Origin of the sequence: Pseudomonas sp. NFACC39-1 (genome assembly GCF_900110355.1) — a bacterium.
Lineage (GTDB): Bacteria > Pseudomonadota > Gammaproteobacteria > Pseudomonadales > Pseudomonadaceae > Aquipseudomonas > Aquipseudomonas tehranensis.
Window position 1 is genome coordinate 41814 of sequence record NZ_FODL01000004.1, and the last position, 18413, is coordinate 60226.

The 18413-nt window shown below is 60.6% G+C and carries 17 protein-coding genes; 3 read left to right on the forward strand and 14 right to left on the reverse strand.

Annotated features, from left to right (window positions below; all coding sequences use genetic code 11):
* Positions 1-7 precede the first annotated feature (7 nt).
* From BMY45_RS09610 to BMY45_RS09620, 3 genes are all read right to left on the reverse strand, one after another.
* Entirely contained in the window at positions 8-1621 is a 1614-nt protein-coding gene (locus BMY45_RS09610) for an NAD(P)/FAD-dependent oxidoreductase (RefSeq protein ID WP_092396996.1), read from the reverse strand.
* A gap of 74 nt (positions 1622-1695) precedes the next feature.
* Positions 1696-2370, reverse strand: a complete 675-nt coding sequence (locus BMY45_RS09615; RefSeq protein ID WP_092397741.1) for a COG3650 family protein — start codon at positions 2368-2370, stop codon at positions 1696-1698.
* Between the two features lie 59 nt (positions 2371-2429).
* The gene (locus tag BMY45_RS09620; RefSeq protein ID WP_092396998.1) at positions 2430-3029 is read right to left on the reverse strand and encodes a short chain dehydrogenase; all 600 of its coding nucleotides are present in this window, start codon (positions 3027-3029) and stop codon (positions 2430-2432) included.
* Positions 3030-3133: 104 nt separating this feature from the next.
* Between BMY45_RS09620 and BMY45_RS09625 the strand changes: the two genes are divergently transcribed.
* Positions 3134-4048, forward strand: coding sequence for a LysR family transcriptional regulator (locus tag BMY45_RS09625; protein ID WP_092397000.1), 915 nt, complete (start codon positions 3134-3136; stop codon positions 4046-4048).
* 126 nt (positions 4049-4174) lie between these two features.
* Here the strand turns inward: BMY45_RS09625 and BMY45_RS09630 are convergent, their stop codons facing one another.
* From BMY45_RS09630 to BMY45_RS09670, 9 genes are all read right to left on the reverse strand, one after another.
* A complete protein-coding gene (locus BMY45_RS09630; protein ID WP_092397002.1) occupies positions 4175-4651 on the reverse strand; it encodes a DoxX family protein in 477 nt (158 codons plus the stop codon).
* Positions 4648-5418 (reverse strand): HvfC/BufC N-terminal domain-containing protein, encoded by a 771-nt coding sequence (locus tag BMY45_RS09635; RefSeq protein WP_092397004.1) that lies wholly within the window; start codon positions 5416-5418, stop codon positions 4648-4650. The genes BMY45_RS09630 and BMY45_RS09635 overlap by 4 nt, the downstream gene beginning before the upstream one ends.
* Positions 5415-6284 (reverse strand): MNIO family bufferin maturase, encoded by an 870-nt coding sequence (locus tag BMY45_RS09640; protein WP_092397006.1) that lies wholly within the window; start codon positions 6282-6284, stop codon positions 5415-5417. The genes BMY45_RS09635 and BMY45_RS09640 overlap by 4 nt, the downstream gene beginning before the upstream one ends.
* Before the next feature lie 25 nt (positions 6285-6309).
* Positions 6310-6615 (reverse strand): BufA1 family periplasmic bufferin-type metallophore, encoded by a 306-nt coding sequence (locus BMY45_RS09645; RefSeq protein WP_092397008.1) that lies wholly within the window; start codon positions 6613-6615, stop codon positions 6310-6312.
* A gap of 285 nt (positions 6616-6900) precedes the next feature.
* Entirely contained in the window at positions 6901-7602 is a 702-nt protein-coding gene (locus BMY45_RS09650) for an ABC transporter ATP-binding protein (RefSeq protein ID WP_092397010.1), read from the reverse strand.
* Positions 7603-8370 carry a high-affinity branched-chain amino acid ABC transporter ATP-binding protein LivG gene (livG, locus tag BMY45_RS09655; RefSeq protein ID WP_047228388.1) on the reverse strand — a complete coding sequence of 256 codons (768 nt, stop codon included), beginning with the start codon at positions 8368-8370 and terminating at the stop codon, positions 7603-7605.
* Positions 8367-9623, reverse strand: coding sequence for a high-affinity branched-chain amino acid ABC transporter permease LivM (locus tag BMY45_RS09660; protein ID WP_092397012.1), 1257 nt, complete (start codon positions 9621-9623; stop codon positions 8367-8369). The genes livG and BMY45_RS09660 overlap by 4 nt, the downstream gene beginning before the upstream one ends.
* The gene (gene livH / locus BMY45_RS09665; RefSeq protein ID WP_047228386.1) at positions 9620-10543 is read right to left on the reverse strand and encodes a high-affinity branched-chain amino acid ABC transporter permease LivH; all 924 of its coding nucleotides are present in this window, start codon (positions 10541-10543) and stop codon (positions 9620-9622) included. Before livH ends, BMY45_RS09660 begins: the two co-directional genes overlap by 4 nt.
* Positions 10544-10773: 230 nt before the next feature.
* Positions 10774-11901, reverse strand: coding sequence for a branched-chain amino acid ABC transporter substrate-binding protein (locus BMY45_RS09670; RefSeq protein ID WP_092397014.1), 1128 nt, complete (start codon positions 11899-11901; stop codon positions 10774-10776).
* Positions 11902-12241: 340 nt separating this feature from the next.
* Between BMY45_RS09670 and BMY45_RS09675 the strand changes: the two genes are divergently transcribed.
* Positions 12242-12547 carry a DUF2288 domain-containing protein gene (locus BMY45_RS09675; RefSeq protein WP_092397016.1) on the forward strand — a complete coding sequence of 102 codons (306 nt, stop codon included), beginning with the start codon at positions 12242-12244 and terminating at the stop codon, positions 12545-12547.
* A gap of 297 nt (positions 12548-12844) precedes the next feature.
* Here BMY45_RS09675 and BMY45_RS09680 read toward each other — a convergent pair whose 3' ends face one another.
* The gene (locus BMY45_RS09680; RefSeq protein WP_092397743.1) at positions 12845-15022 is read right to left on the reverse strand and encodes a hypothetical protein; all 2178 of its coding nucleotides are present in this window, start codon (positions 15020-15022) and stop codon (positions 12845-12847) included.
* Between the two features lie 363 nt (positions 15023-15385).
* Between BMY45_RS09680 and BMY45_RS09685 the strand changes: the two genes are divergently transcribed.
* Complete coding sequence (locus BMY45_RS09685) at positions 15386-16735, forward strand: spinster family MFS transporter (protein WP_092397018.1); 1350 nt, start codon at positions 15386-15388, stop codon at positions 16733-16735.
* 138 nt (positions 16736-16873) lie between these two features.
* On the opposite strand, the gene BMY45_RS09695 is transcribed toward BMY45_RS09685, so the two are convergent.
* On the reverse strand, positions 16874-18409 hold the full coding sequence (locus tag BMY45_RS09695; protein ID WP_092397022.1) for an MDR family MFS transporter: 1536 nt from the start codon (positions 18407-18409) through the stop codon (positions 16874-16876).
* Positions 18410-18413: the final 4 nt, after the last annotated feature.

Sequence of the window (18413 nt, forward strand, 5' to 3'; positions counted from 1 at the left end):
GATGGTGTCAGGCTTCCAGGCCCAGGATATCCCGCGCCACCGCCTCGGCAATCCGGATCCCGTCCACGCCCGCCGACAGAATCCCGCCCGCGTAGCCAGCGCCTTCGCCAGCCGGGAACAAGCCCTTGACGTTCAGGCTTTGCAACGTTTCGTCGCGGGTGATGCGCAGCGGCGACGAGGTGCGGGTTTCAATGCCGGTCAGCACGGCGTCGTGCAGCGAGTAGCCGCGGATCTGCTTTTCGAACGCTGGCAGGGCTTCACGGATGGCTTCGATGGCGAAGTCGGGCAGGGCCAGGGCCAGGTCGCCCAAAGACACCCCCGGTTTGTAGGACGGCTCGACGCTGCCCAGCACCGTAGACGGTTTGCCGGCAATGAAGTCGCCCACCAGTTGTGCCGGGGCTTCGTAGTTGCTGCCACCGAGCACGAAAGCGTGGGATTCCAGACGCTCCTGCAGTTCGATGCCTGCCAAGGGGCCGCCCGGGTAATCCACTTCCGGGGTAATGCCCACCACGATGCCGGAGTTGGCGTTGCGTTCGTTGCGTGAATACTGGCTCATGCCGTTGGTCACGACGCGGTTCGGCTCGGAGGTGGCCGCCACCACGGTGCCGCCCGGACACATGCAGAAGCTGTACACCGAGCGACCGTTCTTGGCGTGGTGCACCAGTTTGTAATCGGCGGCGCCAAGCTTCGGGTGGCCGGCATATTTGCCCAGGCGCGCGCTGTCGATCAGCGATTGCGGGTGTTCGATACGGAACCCCACCGAGAACGGCTTGGCTTCCATGTACACGCCGCGGCCGTGGAGCATGCGGAACGTGTCCCGGGCGCTGTGGCCCAGGGCCAGAATCACATGTCTGGAATGAATACGTTCGCCACTGGCCAGTTCAACACCGACCAACTGGCCGTCCTCGATCAACACATCCGTGACCCGCTGCTGGAAGCGTACTTCACCGCCGAGGGCGCGAATCTGCTCACGCATGTTTTCCACGACGCCTGTCAGGCGGAACGTACCGATGTGCGGCTTGCTGACGTAGAGGATTTCTTCCGGCGCGCCGGCCTTGACGAATTCGTGCAGCACTTTGCGACCCAGGAACTTGGGGTCCTTGATCTGGCTGTAGAGCTTGCCATCGGAGAACGTCCCCGCACCGCCTTCGCCGAACTGCACGTTGGATTCGGGGTTGAGCACGCTTTTGCGCCACAGGCCCCAAGTGTCCTTGGTGCGCTGGCGCACTTCGGGGCCGCGCTCGAGGATGATCGGCTTGAAGCCCATCTGTGCCAGCAACATGGCGGCGAAGATCCCGCACGGGCCGAAGCCGACCACGATCGGCCGCTCGCTCAGGTCAGCGGGCGCCTGGCCTACCACTTTATAGCTGACATCCGGCGCCGGGTTGACGTTACGGTCATCGGCGAACTTGCGCAGCAAGCCGGCTTCATCGCGCACCGTCAGGTCGATGGTGTAGATGAAGCACAGTTCGGAGGACTTCTTACGTGCATCGTAGCTGCGTTTGAACAGGGTGAAGTCGAGCAGGTCATCGCTGGCGATGCCCAGGCGCTGCACGATGGCTGGGCGCAGGTCTTCTTCGGGATGGTCGATCGGCAGCTTGAGTTCGGTGATTCGTAACATGACAGGATCCGGTTCGCGGGACGCACAACTGCGCCAGGGCGTGAGGCGGCGATTATAAGCCAAAAACCTTCGAATCAGTCGTTACGCGCACCGCCGAAGTAAGCGCAGCCGCGCTGTACCTGACCGTTGACCCGCAGCTCGGCGCTCATGTGCTGCACGCTGCCGGTCGCGCTGTCGACGCAGCGCTGGGGAGTGACCCAAAGCTCGACCTTCTGGCCGTTGGCTTCGGTGCCGAGATTGAAGCGGCCATCGCCCAGTTGTTCTTCAACGAAAGGCACTGCCAGAGGTGGCTGGCCCTCACGTTCGAGCACCAGGCCCTTGCCGCTGGCGTCCAGATTCCACTCGGGGCCATGGCCGGCGGCGCGCAGGAGCAGCCGCTTGAAGTCAGCGTCGTCGCAAGCGTTGCCTGAACGCTCCAGGCGATACAGTTGTTCCAGGTTCAATTGGCTGTCGGTACCGGCCGCTGCGCTGGTGACGATATGGCCTCGCACATCGGCAAACAGTTTGCCCTGGTCATCGGCCAGGTTGGCGGCCTCTTGCAACACGCTGGTGCCGCCGCTGTCGTTGACGATGTAACGACGCTGTTCCTGGCACGGCTGAAATACCAACTTGCCATCGGCTGCAGTCAGTTCGCCCTGCATGCGCATCTGGCCGGCATGGGAAACGCTCTGGCGTGGAGCGTCGAGCAACTGGCAGCCGGCGAAAAGCGGCAGGAGGGCGACAAACAGCAGGGAACGGGCGGCACGCATCATTGAGTCTCCAGACAAGTGCCGCCACGTTACGCAGACTGATCCTGCATCACAAGGGGTCAACCAACGTGAAAGGTCTGCCCGGTCTGCAGGCCTTCGACACTCTTGGCGTAGGCCAATGCGACATCGGCGGCTGGCACCGGCTTATAGCCACGGAAGTACGGTGCGTAGCTGTCCATGGCTTCGAGCAGCACGTTCGGACTCACCGAGTTGACCCGCAAGCCCCGGGGCAATTCGATGGCCGCGGCCCGCACGAAACTGTCCAGGGCACCGTTGACCAGGGCCGCCGATGCACCGCTTCTGATCGGATCGTGGCTGAGCACGCCAGTGGTGAAGGTGAAGGACGCCCCGTCGTTGGCGAATTCGCGGCCGATCAGCAGCAGGTTGACCTGGCCCATCAGTTTGTCTTTCAAGCCCAAGGCGAAGCTGTCCTGCGTCATCTCGTCCAAGGGGGCAAAGGTGACGTTACCCGCTGCGCAGACCAGCGCATCGAAGTGGCCGGTCTTCTCGAACAGGGCGCGGATCGAGCTGCTGTCACTGATATCCACGTGCAGGTCGCCGCTGTGACGGCCGATACGCACAATGTCGTGACGCGGCGACAGTTCGTTATCAATGGCCGAACCAATGGTGCCGCTGGCGCCGATCAACAGGATTTTCATTAGCTGTTCCTCAATGGGCTGGATGAGACATCAGTCTAGAGAGGTTCTTTCTCTTGATAATCGTGCTAATAGGCAACCTTTGGTTTTCAATTGGAAACAATCTGATGAGCGAAATGGACGACCTGGCGGCGTTCGCCGTGTTGATCGAGGCGGGTAGTTTCACCCTGGCGGCCCAGCAATTGGGCTGCAGCAAGGGCCAGTTATCCAAGCGCATCAGCCTGCTGGAGAGTCGGTTCTCGGTGGTGTTGCTACAGCGCACCACGCGGCGCTTGAGTCTCACGGCAGCGGGGGCTGCATTATTGCCCCAGGCCCAGGCGTTGTTGGTGCAGGTGCAAAGGGCGCGTCAGGCTCTGGCTCGCCTGAAGGACGAAATTTCCGGGCCGGTGCGTATGACGGTTCCGGTGTCGTTGGGCGAAACCTTCTTTGAAGGTTTGCTGACGGAGTTCGCCCAGCGCTACCCCGACGTGCAGATCGAACTGGAGCTCAACAACGGCTACCGGGATCTGTCCCGTGATGGCTTCGACCTGGCGATCCGCTCCGACGCGGCCCTTGATGAGCGCCTGGTAGCGCATCCGTTGCTGGCCTGGCATGAGCTGACCTGCGCCAGCCCGGCCTACCTCGAACACTACGGCGAACCCCTGACACCCCAGGGCCTTACGGCACACCGCTGCCTGCTCAACAGTCATTACAGCGGTCGGGAGGAATGGCTCTATCACCAGCAACACGAATTGTTGCGGGTGCGGGTATCGGGGCCGTTCGCCAGCAATCACTACAGCCTGCTGAAAAAAGCCGCCCTGGCCAGCGCCGGGATCGCCCGGTTGCCGTCCTATCTGTTGCATGAGGAATTGGCTGACGGGCGTTTGCGCTGGTTGCTCAGGGACTTTCAGACCCGTCGCATGCCGATGTACCTCGTGCATCCGTACCAGGGCGGTTTGCCCAAGCGCACCCAGGTGCTGGCCGATTATTTGATCGACTGGTTCAAGCGCAGTGGCGAGGCGCTGGATCGGCTTCAGCGATAGCAAGGCATCACACGAGCCCTTGTGGGAGCGAGCCTGCTCGCGATAGCGGTGAATCAGTCAACCACTGCGTTGACGCTGATATTGCTATCGCGAGCAGGCTCGCTCCCACAGGAGTCCCGACCTTGATCAGCGAGCGTAGTGCCTGGCGATCAGGTGGTCGATGGACAGTTTGCCCGGCCCGCGCGCCATCAAATAGAGCAGTACCGCCGCCCAGGTGCCATGGGTCGGATAGGCGTCGGGGTAGACGAACAGTTGAATGGTCAAGGTCATGCCCAGCAGGGCCAGGGCCGAGAAGCGTGTCGCCAGGCCAAACAGAATCAGGGTCGGGAACACGTGCTCGGCCACTGCCGCCAGATGCGCCGCCAGTTCTGGCGACAGCAGCGGCAAGGCGTATTCGCTTTTGAACAGGGGAATGGTCGAATCGGCCAGTCGCGGCACGCCGAGCTGGAAGGTGCCGTCGATCAGGTCGATGGCCAGGCCTTCGATTTTGGTCTGGCCGGATTTCCAGAACACCGCGGCTATGGAGAATCGTGCGACGAAGGCGATCAGGCTGTGAGGGATTTTATCCAGCCATTGGATGGCGCGAGTGATCAGGGCGTTCATGGCAATACCTGCTCAGGTAACAAATGGATGATGGCTCGGTGGCTGATGAGCTGCGCCAGGGTGTGCTCCAGTTCCAGATCGCTGTCGCGCCCGGTTGAGGCATCAATGGCCGCGGACAGGGACACACCTTGCAGCAGGTCCTGGATGAAATCGTGGGTACCGGGGCTGATCGCAAACACTTCCATCTCCAGGTCGTTGCGCAGTACCAGGGCGCATTGCGGTGAGAAGGGGTCGAACGGCACGACGGGCGCTTGTTGATGGGCCGCCCAGATCGCCACCACGGCGAAGGGTGATTGCAACAGGTGCAGTGACGGGTGAAGACCAACCCTCAGATGATCATGGGATGCGGGGGATGACAGCACTTGCATGACCTGGTGTGCGTCCATGGGCCGGGCGTCGGCGGCGTGCCAGGCTTGCACCTGCAAGCGCTCCAGTCGGGCGACATCCGCCAGGTACGGCACGCTGGCGGCGGGTTCGAAATGTTCGATGAACCCGGCAAAGTCGGCACCGTAGTCGCTCATCATCGGGCTTCGCGGCGCGGCGGACTGGACGTAGGTCCCGGCCATGGCGCGGAAAAAATCTTCACCCACCAGTTGCGCCACCACCGGGTAGTTGTCGGCCAGGGCGTTGATCAACGAGCTGAGCACGTTGTTGCGGTACACGGCGAACCGGCTCGCTGGATCGGCGCCCGTGGCGCAGGTCAAACCCTGCGGGCAAGCTTTGCGCGGGTCGAGCAGGGCAGCGGCGAATTCGCTGTAGCGGCTCATGGCCGGCCCCCTGCGGTGTTTAACAGTTGATCGGCTTGAGCGGCTTCGGCCAGCAGCACTCCCAATGCAGGGATGCGGTTGTCCCATTCGATCAGCGTGGCGACTGGCCCGGTCCGCGCCAGTACCGTGCGATACAAGCGCCAGACCTCGTTATCGATGGGCGCACCGTGGTCATCGATCAGCAAACGTTCACCCAGGTTGTCGGCGTCTTCGGCAAACCCGGCCAGATGAATTTCCCCGGTGGCCTGCAGAGGCAATGCGTCGAGGTAGGCCAAGGGATCACGGCAATGATTGATGCACGAAACGTAGACGTTGTTCACATCCAGCAGCAGTCCACAGCCGGTGCGACGGATGACTTCACTGATGAAGTCGGGCTCGTCGAGAGTTGAATCCTCGAACGCCAGATAAGTGGCCGGGTTTTCCAGTAGCAGCGTGCATTTGAGGCTGGACTGGACCTGATCGATGTGTTCGCAGACGCGCTTGAGCGTCGTTTCATCGTAGGCCAGGGGCAACAGGTCATTGAGGAACATCGGGCCATGGCTGGACCAGGCCAGGTGTTCGGAAAAAGACTGGGGCTGATAGCGTTCGATCAGTGCTGCCAGACGTTGCAGATGCGCATTGTCCAACGGACCCTCGCCACCGATCGACAGACCGACACCGTGCAGTGACAACGGATACTGTTCGCGTATCCGCCCCAGGAAGTGATGAAACGGCCCGCCGGCCACCATGTAGTTTTCCGCGTGCACTTCGAAGAAGCCCAGATCCGGTCGGGTCTGGAGCACTTCACGAAAATGCTCGGTCTTGAGCCCCAACCCTGCCCTTGGCGGTAGCCGGGTATCGGTGGCGAGGGAGGGGGCTTTCGACATGGAGATTGGCCTCAGGCAGATGCGATCAAGACTTGGCTTTGAACGCTTCGAGCTGGCCGAAACCAGTCGGGGAGGTTTTGCTTTCCATGGTGGTGCAGGTGCCTTTAGGGACCGATTTCCAGGCGTTGGCCTGATAGTCCATTTTCGCGGTGCCGGCACAGGTGGTGCCAGCGCCGGCGGCGCAGTCGTTCTGGCCTTTGAGGGCGACACCGAAGCATTTTTCCATGGTGTCGTCAGCGGCATGGACAGTCGAGACGCCTGTCATGCTCAAGGCGGAGCCAAGGGCCAGGGCCAGGGCGGCGGCGGACAGGGTGCGGGTCGAAGCAGTCATGATGATTCTCCAGTTTCAGGAAATGAACCGGCGTTAGCGCCGGTCTGCTGAACTAGAGAGGGTAGGTGGGAAAGTGTTACAGCGGCTGTAGATTTTTTTTGGTTATCCCCAAACCTGTGGCGAGGGAGCTTGCTCCCGCTGAGATCTGTAGGAGCTGGCGAAGCCTGCGATCTTTTGATCTTTCGCTTGGGACTCAAAAGTTCTGGGAAAGATCGCAGCCTCGTTTCACTCGACAGCTCCTACAAAAAAAAACGGCCCGAAGGCCGTTTTTTCATTGCGACAGGCTCAACCGCCCAGGTACGCCTCGCGTACTTTCGGGTCGGTCAGCAGCGCTTCGCCAGTGCCTTGCATCACCACCCGGCCGTTCTCCAGCACGTACGCCCGGTCAGCGATTTTCAGCGCCTGGTTGGCGTTCTGCTCCACCAGGAATACCGTCACACCATCCTTGCGCAGTTGTTCGATGATGTCGAAGATCTGCTGGATGATGATCGGCGCCAGGCCCAGGGAAGGTTCGTCGAGCAGCAGCAGCTTGGGCTTGCTCATCAGCGCACGACCGATGGCGAGCATTTGCTGTTCGCCACCGGACATGGTGCCGCCACGCTGACTAAAGCGTTCTTTGAGGCGTGGGAAAAGGTGCAGCACCTTGTCCATTTGCTCCTGAAAGTCGCCCTTGTCGGTGAAAAAACCGCCCATGGCGAGGTTTTCTTCCACGGTCAGCCGGGCAAATACCCGACGGCCCTCCGGCACCACGGCGATGCTCTTGCGCATGATCTGCGAAGAGTCCTGGCCCACCAGTTCCTCACCCATGTAGCGGATGCTGCCGCTGTGGGCCTGGGGCGAACCGCAGAGCGTCATCAGCAGGGTGGATTTGCCGGCACCGTTGGCACCGATCAGCGTCACGATTTCGCCCTGGCGGACTTCAACGTTGACGCTGTGCAGGGCCTGGATCTTGCCGTAGAAGGTGGAAACGTTTTCGAACTGCAGCATTTACGCTTCCCCCAGGTAGGCTTTGATCACTTCAGGATTGTCGCGGATCTGTTCCGGCGAACCGTCGGCCAGCGGCGTGCCCTGGTTGATCACGACGATATGGTCGGAAATGCTCATGACCAGCTTCATGTCGTGCTCGATCAGCAACACGGTGACATCGTGCTCCTCGCGCAGCACGCCGATCAGCGCTTTGAGGTCTTCGGTTTCCTTCGGGTTCAGGCCGGCGGCCGGTTCGTCGAGCATGAGGATCCGCGGACGGGTCATCATGCAGCGGGCGATTTCCAGGCGCCGTTGCTGACCGTAGGCCAGGGTTCCGGCGGTACGGTTGGCGAACTCCTTGAGGTTGACCTTCTCCAGCCAATACTCGGCGAACTCCATGGCCTCGCGTTCGCTCTTGCGGAACGCCGGGGTCTTGAACAGGCCGGCAAAGAAGTTGGTGTTCAGGTGACGGTGCTGGGCGATCAACAGGTTCTCGACCGCCGTCATGTCCTTGAACAGCCGCACGTTCTGGAAGGTGCGCACCACACCCTTGCGGGCGATGTGGTGACCCGGCAGGCCCTGGATCGGCTCGCCGTCCAGCAGGATGGTGCCGCCGGTAGGCTGATAGAAACCGGTCAGGCAGTTGAACACGGTGGTCTTGCCCGCGCCGTTCGGCCCGATCAGTGCAACGACCTGTTTCTCTTTCACGGTCAGGGCCACGCCGTTGACCGCCAGCAAGCCGCCGAAGCGCATGCTCAGATTTTCAACCTTGAGGATCTCGCGGCTCATTTGCGCAGCTCCATGTGTGGGCGTTGCATAGGCAGCAGACCTTGAGGACGCCAGATCATCATCAGCACCATCAAGGCGCCGAACATCAACATGCGGTATTCGCTGAATTCACGCATCATTTCAGGCAACAGGATCATCACGATCGCCGCCAGGATCACACCCAGCTGCGAGCCCATCCCGCCCAGCACCACGATGGCGAGGATGATCGCCGACTCGATGAAGGTGAAGGATTCCGGCGTCACCAGACCCTGACGGGCAGCAAAGAAGCTACCGGCAAAACCGGCGAAGGCGGCACCGAGGGTGAAGGCCGAAAGCTTGATCACGGTCGGGTTCAGACCCAGGGCACGGCAGGCGATTTCGTCTTCACGCAGCGCTTCCCACGCGCGCCCGATAGGCATGCGCAGCAGGCGGTTGATGACGAACAGCGCAGCCAGGGCCAGCAACAGCGCAACCAGGTAGAGGAAAATCACCTTGTTGATCGAGTTGTAGGGCAGTCCGAAGTACTCGTGGAAGGTCTGCAGGCCTTCAGCGGCTTTGCGTTCGAAGGTCAGGCCGAAGAACGTCGGCTTCTCGATGTTGCTGATGCCGTTCGGACCGCCGGTGATGTCGGTCAGGTTGCGCAGGAACAGACGGATGATCTCGCCGAAACCCAGGGTCACGATTGCCAGGTAGTCACCGCGCAAGCGCAGCACCGGGAAACCCAGCAGGAAACCGAAGGTGGCGGCCATCATCCCGGCGATGGGCAGGCAGATCCAGAAGCTCAAGCCGAAGTAGTGGGACAGCAGCGCGTAGCTGTAGGCGCCGACGGCATAGAAGCCGACGTAACCCAGGTCCAGCAACCCAGCCAGCCCTACCACGATGTTCAGGCCCAGGCCCAGCATCACGTAGATCAGGATCAGGGTGGCGATGTCCACCGCACCGCGAGAGCCGAAAAACGGCCAGACCAGTGCTACGACGATCAGGGCCAGGATGATCCAGCGCTGGGTCGTCGGCAGGGTCAGGAAGTTACTGGCCTTGGCCGGGACTATCGGCAGGCCGGGCGATGCCTTCCAGGCGGCGCTGATCTGCGTGCTGAACAGCACCCGCAGGAACATCAGCACCGAACACACGGCGATGGTCGCCAGGATGGCCGGGCTGGTGCCGTGCACTTCAAGGTCGATGCCGACGATGGTCAGTTTCAGGCCGAGTACCGGGTACGCGACCGCCCAGACCAACAGTGCGCTGAAGAGCGCCGATTTAAGATGTTTAGTCATACCTTCTCAACCTCCGGACGGCCCAGGATGCCGGTCGGCCGGAACAACAGCACCAGAACCAACAAGCCGAACGCCACGACGTCCTTGTATTGATCGCCGAAGATGTCGGCGCCAAAGGCTTCCGCCACGCCCAGCACCAGCCCGCCGAGCATGGCTCCGGGGATGCTGCCGATGCCGCCCAGTACCGCGGCGGTGAAGGCCTTCAGGCCCACGAGGAAACCGGCGTTGGGGTTGATCACACCGTATTGCATGCTCAACAGCACGGCGGCGATGGCCGCCAGGGCCGCGCCGATGACGAAGGTCAGGGCGATGATGTTGTTGGTGTTGATGCCCAGCAGGTTGGCCATCTTGATGTCCTCGGCACAGGCGCGACAGGCGCGGCCCAGACGGGAACGGGAGATGAACAGCGTCAGGCCGAGCATGGCGACCAGGGTCACCACGAACACCACGATTTGCATGTAGGAAATCAGCACTTCCTGTGCCCCCCCTGGCCCGAAGGTAAAGTTACCCGGAATCAGGTTGGGAATGGATTTGTCCTTGGAGTCTTGCGAAAGCAGAACCGTGTTCTGCAGGAAGATCGACATGCCGATGGCCGAAATCAGCGGGATCAGACGGTTGCTGCCGCGCAAGGGGCGATAGGCGATCCGTTCGATGCTGTAACCATAGGAACTGGTCACCACGATGCTCGCGATGAAAGCTGCGGTCATCAACAGCGGGACACTGTCGAGTCCCATCATGGCCAGCCCGGCGATGGCGATGAACGCCACGTAGGAGCCGATCATGTACACCTCGCCGTGGGCGAAGTTGATCATTCCAATGATGCCGTAAACCATCGTATAGCCGATGGCGATCAGGGCATACGTGCTGCCAACGGTCAGACCGTTAACCAGCTGCTGGAAGAAGTGATAGATGTCAGGCATTACAGCGCTCCTAAAAACCTGATACGCATTTCACTGGTGGAGTCATTTTCCCGCCCGGGCCCCGTGGATCTGCATCCACTTCGAGCACGAGGTTTGCCAGCGAACCGCTGATGACGGTTTTGAGATTTTCAGGTGGGGAGACTGGCGGATCACGCCAGCGCGGCCCAATACATTTAAAACAAAGCCCACGGCACGCCGTGGGCTTTATTGGCAGTCAGTCAGGCCAGGCCTTACTGAGGCGAAGCTTCGGTTTTAGGTTTGCCGAAATGCCACTGGTAAACCACAAACTTGAAGTCCTTCAGGTCGCCCTTGTCGTCAAAGCTCAGGTCACCGGTCGGGGTCTTGAAAGTACCGGCGTGGATGGCTTCAGCCACTTTTTCCGGGTCTTCGCTCTTGGCTTCGGTGATGGCCTGGGCAATCACTTGAACGGCCGAGTAGGACGGGAACACGAACGGACCGCTTGGGTCTTCCTTCTTGGCTTTGAACGCGTCAGCCAGGGCGATGTTGGCCGGATCCTGGTCGAAGGATTTCGGCAGGGTCACCAGCAGGCCTTCGGAAGCTTCCTTGGCGATCTGCGAGATCGAGTCGTTACCCACGCCTTCCGGGCCCATGAACTTGGCGTTCAGGCCTTTTTCCTGGGATTGACGCAGGATCAGACCCAGCTCCGGGTGGTAGCCGCCGTAGTAGACGAAGTCGACGTTGGCTTGCTTGAGCTTGGCGATCATCGAGGAGAAGTCTTTGTCGCCGGCGTTCACGCCTTCGAACACGGCGACTTTCACGCCTTTCTTCTCGAGGGTCGTTTTCACGGCACTGGCGATACCTTCGCCGTATTGCTGCTTGTCGTGCAGGACCGCAACGACTTTCGGCTTGACGTGGTCGGCAATGTAGTTGCCGGCGGCAGGGCCCTGGGCGCTGTCCAGGCCGATGGTGCGGAAGATCATCTTGTAGCCGCGAGCGGTGATGTCCGGGCTGGTAGCGGCCGGCGTGATCATGATCACGCCTTCGTCTTCGTAGATGTCCGAAGCCGGTTGGGTGGAGCTGGAGCACAGGTGGCCGACCACGAACTTGACGCCGTCGTTGACGACTTTGTTCGCCACAGCGACCGCTTGTTTTGGATCACAGGCGTCATCGTATTCAACGGCGACCAGTTGCTTGCCATTGACGCCGCCCTTGGCGTTGATCTGCTCGATGGCCATTTTGGAGCCACTGAATTGCATGTCGCCGTATTGGGCTACGGGGCCGGTTTTTGGGCCGGCGATACCGATCTTGATGGTGTCGGCGGCGAACGAATGGCTGGCAACCCCGGCCAGAACCATAGCGGCAAACAGTTTGGAAATCTGCTTAGTAGCCTTAGTCATAGTGCTCCACTCATGCTGTTGTAGTTTTTATAGTCCTGGCGCCGTAGCAGCAGAACCGGGTCAGATATCTTGGATATCCTCGCGGAAAATGCCCCCGGCAACTGTACCGGTACAGTGTAGAGCGCCGATTGTTGGCAAGGGAAGCTGGCGCTTGGGGGCAAAACCTGAGGGTGTCGCTTAATTGAAAGAAAAAGACAGAATGGCGGCGGGGTTTGTCCGGTGAAATCGGCAATCCTTGGCTTTCCTGCGCTTTTCAATCGGTGCTGCAAATTGCTACCGGGTTTTTCTGCCAGACCACCGACGTTATCATTCGCGCCGATTTCTTTTCCGGACAGGTCCCATGAATCAAGAACCTAGCACCCTCTATGCCAAACTGCTTGGTGAAACCGCACCTATTACCTGGAAAGAGCTGGAGCCGTTCTTCGCCAAGGGTGCCCTATTGTGGGTCGACCCGGCCCTGGATCTGATCGCCGCGGCCGAGGCCGTTGCCCAGGACGAAGGTACCAAAGTCGCCGCCTGGCTGGCTGCCGACCAACTGGCCAAGCTGTCTGAAACGCGGGCGCTGGACTTTTTCGAACGCGATCCGCAGCTATGGGCGGTGGTGGTTTCACCGTGGATTATGATCCAGGAAAGGGCGTCGATTTAATGCTCGCACCAAGTTGGTTCGTATTTTCTCCGGGTAAAAGTGTGTAGGTGAGTAGCGTGATGGCATCCTGCCGTGGTGAAACGCCACAGCGGAGGGTGACGTATACGTAACGGGAACAGTTTATTGGGCGGCCTTTGGGCTGCTTAATTGTTTCTGAATGTTGATTTTGTGTTTTGGTCAAGGCCGCCAATCGCGAGCAGGCTCGCTCCCACAGTGAACCGCGTTTCTTCAGAAAGAATGCGATTAATGTGGGAGCGAGCCTGCTCGCGATTGGCGCGACGCGGTCCTGCGCCTGCCTCAATAACTCTTGCCCGTATGGTTATTCAAAGAAATAACCTTGGTCTTGCCAATGCGGTGACGGTAGATCTCGCGCAGATACTTGATCGACTTCTTCACGCAGTCGCGGGACAGGCGGATGTCGTTGATCGAGACAAACTTGTCTTTGTCGCTGATCAGCTCGCGGTATTTCTTCTCGTACATCGGCTTGATCGCGTACCAGTTGGTGTCGAGGATCTTCGCCGGGTTTTCGAACTCGTTGAGCAGGTCGTCGATGCGCTCTTCGTCGAAGTCTTCATTGATGATGTAGTCCAGGATCGAGTTGTCCAGGGTGTCGTCGAAGCGATACGGGGTGCGGGCAAAGCAGCGTTTGATAAACGCCACGATCAGGGTCAGGAAGTCATCCGACAGGCAAGGACTCTTGGCGATCAGGGTGGTCAGCGACAGGTTGGCCGAGGCGCCGATCACCAACGCGTAACGCTTGAGGGTGGTGTTGGGGAACAGGCTGTTGAGGTGGGTCTTGAGCCGGTTCAGGTCCATGTAGGACAGCTTGTAGTCCTTGGGCAGCGAGACGATCGACACCACCGACGAGCAGTTCTTGAAAAAGTGCAGGTCATGCAGCGCGGCGGCGTCGTAGCCGGAGTTCTTGTACTGCTCCAGCGAGGCGCGGTAGCGTTTGGATTCGATCGGCAACAGGCTGATGCCTTCGATGGCCTGGGTGACTTTGTTGAAGTGCGGCAGGTCGATGGAGCGGAAGAACAGGTCGTCGATGTTCAGGCGCGGCGGCTCCTTCTCGAACACCTTGAACTTGTCGCCGCTGGGCGCTGGGGTTTCCGGAACGACGGACTCGGCGTAGGCGATCGCCACCGGGCCGGCCAGGCTCATGAACAGGTCGTTGGCGTCCAGGCGAATGGTTTCGCCAATGTCGATGCCGGCACGCCGGAAGTAATTCTGGTCGTAGTCGGTGGTCACCGCCTGGGCGGTCAGGATGTTGAAGATCTGCTGGGAGATGTACTGGTTGGCGTGCTTCTCCATGGCATTGACATCAATGTTCTGGATATTGCCGTCATCGCTCTCTTCGGCGTAGCGCATGATGTCGTTGGAGATCAGCATCATCGCATTCCAGGGGCGGATGCGGCCCATCACGCTGGCTTCGCTGCTGTCGTCGTTGGCGAAGTTGTACGAGAAATCCCATTCTTCCGACAGGTACTTGCACAGCAGGCGTCCGGCGTTGATGTGCAGCGCCTCGGACATTTCGCTGCGGTGATCGGAAATGTTCGGCAGTACGCAAATGCCGCTGGTGAAGATCGGTTCGAAGACGAAGGAATGACCGCTCTTGCTGTCGTGTTCGTCCATCGGCTTGGTGTCGAACGTCTTGTTCATGTACGAGTATTGCTGGGCCAGGCCGAACTCCGAGGCCATGCCCGAGCCGGTCCCGCCGCCGGCACTGAAGATCGAAAAGTACAGGCGCGACTGGTTGGCCTTGATGCCGCAGCTGTCGATCAGGTACGAGTGGATCATTTTCCAGTCGGGGCTGGAGAACCGCTGGGTGTCCTTGTTCAGGATGATCTTGGCCAGGTACTGCCCCAGGATCGGTGCGTTACCGGCGCCCCCGGCATGGACTTCCGACAGGTCCATGATTTTCATTTTGCTGTAGTCACGCAAAAAGCCGCTTTTTTCGCCTTTGCGCGAAAAACGGATGCGTCCGGCGATGTCCTTGTCCAGGTCGCCGAGCATCACCAGGGGTTCGACCAGAAACACCGGCTTGCTGGCTTTGCTGGTGCCCAGGCGCAAATTGTTACGGATCCACTGCGCCGGGCTGTAGCCCTTGTCGTTATAGCCTTTGTCCTCTGTGTTGAACTCGTTGAGGTAGAACTTGCGGGCGTTGTACACCAGCTCGGCTACGTCCAGGGCGATGTTGGAGCCACAGCGACCCAGGCCGATCAGGCATACGGACGGGAACTCCTGCTGATCGCGTTCGCTTTCGTCGTCCACCAGGTGCGGCGGGCGCGGGAACACGCTGTCACGCAGGCCGTCGAGGTTGTCGAGGATGCGGTCGGTATTGGTTTCGGTGAAATACAGATACTGCTGAGTCGCCAGGGGACGCGAGCTGCTCGATGGTTTCGAGGTTTCAGGGCCGTTTGCGGCCGGGCTCAGCGTCAGATCGGATACCGCAGTGGCTGTTTTTTTAGAAGTCATTGTGCGCCATATGCCTGAACTGGTCGGTTCGATGACCACTGTCATCGGACCGTCGCGGATGGGAGCTCGCGTCCTTGACGACGCGAAGGTCGGCCCAAGCGTTCAGGGGGCAGCCTGAGCAGCGCTCGGGAAAATCTTTTCCTGATAGATTGAGTCGGCCATCGCGGGATGATCTTTAATCGAGAAAAGGCAAAATGATGGCAATGTTTCCGGGAAATTGACCGTAGTCACGAAACACGACGCTTGCCATGGTCGTATATCAGCCATGCGAATGATTGGAGACAGCCTGGGCGCCGCTGTCTAGATTGCAGACTCCGGGTTCGGATGCCTCGCCGTGCCCCATAACAATAAAGAGACGGACCCATGCAGAACTCGACCCAAGCGGCGAATGCCTGGCGCATTCTGTTCCTGCTGTTCCTGGCCAACCTGTTCAACTTCTTTGACCGCACCATCCCGGCGATCATCATCGAGCCGATCCGTATGGAGTGGAGCCTCAGCGACTTCCAGATCGGCATCATCGGCACCGCCTTTACCATCGTCTATGCCATCGCCGGGCTGCCACTGGGGCGCCTGGCCGATACCGGTTCGCGCAGCAAGTTGATGGGTTGGGGGCTGGCGACCTGGAGCGGGCTGACGGCGGTCAATGGCTTGGTGGGCAGTTTCTGGGCGTTTCTGGTGGTGCGCATGGGCGTGGGGATCGGTGAAGCCAGTTACGCGCCAGCGGCCAACTCGCTGATCGGCGACCTGTTTCCGGCCCACCGTCGGGCGCGGGCCATGGGCATTTTCATGCTGGGCCTGCCGATCGGTCTGCTCCTGGCGTTCTTCACCATCGGGGCGATGGTCAAAGCCTTCGACAGCTGGCGCGCGCCGTTCTTTATCGCGGCGGTGCCGGGGCTGGTGCTGGCGGTGTTCATGTTTTTCATCAAGGAACCCAAGCGCGGCGCGGCGGAAACGGTGCAGATCTCCCAGGAAAAAATTGACAGGCCGATCCATCGGGTGCTGGCGATTCCTACTTTCCTGTGGCTGGTGCTGGCGGGCCTGTGTTTCAACTTCGCCACCTATGCCTGCAACTCGTTCCTGGTGCCAATGTTGCAGCGCTATTTCCTGATGCCGCTGCACGACGCGGCGGTTGCCACCGGGATCATGGTGGGCGTGACCGGGCTGTTCGGGTTGACCCTGGGCGGCTGGATTGCCGACAAGATTCATCAACGGGTGCCCAACGGACGCTTGCTGTTCGCCGCGTTCAGCCTGGTGATCTCCACGGCCACCACCGCGTGGGCGTTGTATGCCGGGCGGATTGAAATTGGTGTGTTCGTCGCGGTGTTCAGTGTCGGCTGGCTGTTTGCCTACACCTTTTATACGTGCGTGTACACGGCAATCCAGGACGTCGTCGAACCGCGTCTGCGGGCCACGGCGATGGCGTTGTTCTTTGCCGGGTTGTATCTGTTGGGTGGAGGCATGGGGCCGGTGGTGGTGGGTGGTTTGTCTGACTACTTTGCCCATGCGGCCATGGCCGCGGCCGGCGCCGCGCAAATGACCGAGGCGTTCAAGGCCATTGGTTTGCATGACGCGATGTTCCTGATCCCGGTGGCGCTGTTTCTGACCATGGTGTTCCTGTTCCTGGCGTCGCGCTGTTTTGTACGCGATGCCAAGCGGATGAAGGATGGGATGAGTGCGCAGGTGGTGCCGGAGGGTGTCGCGGCGACGGCTTGAAGAGACTTTGTGGCAACGATGCCTTTGTGGCGAGGGAGCTTGCTCCCGCTCGGTTGCGCAGCGACCGCAACATTTTTGGGGCCGCTTCGCAGCCCAGCGGGAGCAAGCTCCCTCGCCACAGAGGTGGTGTGTTACAGGTTACCCAAACTTCTCATCCCGCCCACGCAGCAAGCGATTGGGCATCGCCACCGCGGCCGCCAGCCCCAGCAACGACACCGCCGCGCTGATCAACAGCAAATGCCGGAATGTTGCCTGCAATGCCTGGCGCAAGAGCTCCTGCGCCTCGCCCGGGGCGGCGTTCAGACCGTCCAGCAAGACATTGCCGGAATGACCTTCACCCAACGGCGACGATCCGGCGAGTTGGGCAACGTTTGAATCCTGCAGCAAGGCCAGCAGCAACGCCGACATCAGCGCCACGCCCACGGCGCCGCCGAGGGAGCGGAACAGGTTGGTGGTGCTGGTGGCGACCCCGATGTCCTGCTGTTGCACCGAGTTTTGCGACCCCACCAGCGAAGTTGGGAACTGCATGCCGGAAGCGATGCCGCTGAGCAGCATGAACAGGCTACTGAGCCAGAACGCGTCGGGCGGGGTGAAGGCCATGCCGAGGATGGCGAACGGGAAGAGCAGGGCGCCGCAGAGGATCATCGGTTGGTAATGGCCGGTGATCGAGGTACGGCGTCCGGCAAAATACGCACCCATGGGCAGCCCCATCGCCAACGGCAACAGGTGCAACGCCGCGCTGTCGGCACCGGCGCCGGTCACGCTCTGGAAGCGCAACGGCACCAGCACCGTCAGGGAAATCGCCTGGAAGCTGGTGAAAAACACCGTGCACCAGCACAGCACCGCGCTGCGGTTGGCGAACAGGTGCATCGGCAGCAACGGTTCCCGCGCCCGACGCTCGTACCAGACGAACACCCCCAGGGCTATCCCCGCGCAACCCAGTAATCCCAGCACTTCACGGCTGTGCCAGGCATGGCCCTGGCCGACCTCGGTGATCCCCAGCAGCAACGCAGTCAGGCCAATGATCAACAACACGGTGCCCAGGTAATCGATGATCGGCGTGCGTTGCGGCACTGGTAGCCCCACCAGGGTGCGGCGAGCCACCCACCAGGCCGTGAGGCCCAGCGGCAGGTTGATCCAGAACACCCAGCGCCACGACAAGTATTCGGTCATGTAGCCACCGAGCACCGGCCCGGCCACGCTGGCCACCGCGTACATGCTGCTGAAATACCCTTGGTAGCGACCCCGCTCGCGTGGCGGGATGATGTCGCCGATGATCGCCTGGCTCACGGAGATCATCCCGCCGGCGCCGATGCCCTGGAATATGCGCGCCAGCACCAGTTGCTCCATGTTTTGCGCCAGCCCACAGAACAGTGAGGCCAGGGTGAACAGCCCCATGCCGAACAGCATCAACGGCCGCCGACCGTAGAGGTCACCGAGCTTGCCGTAGATCGGCACCGCCACGGTCATGGCGACCATGTAGCCGGAAATCACCCAGGCCAGCAGCCCGACATCACCCAATTGGGCGGAAATGGCCGGCATCGAGACGGCGACGATGGTCTGGTCCAGTGCGCCGAGAAAAATCGCCAGCATCAGGGCCACCAGCACACTACGGATGGCAGGCTGTGGGGCTTGGGAGGTATGGGCTTGAGTCAAGGCAGAACCTGCGGGCATCACG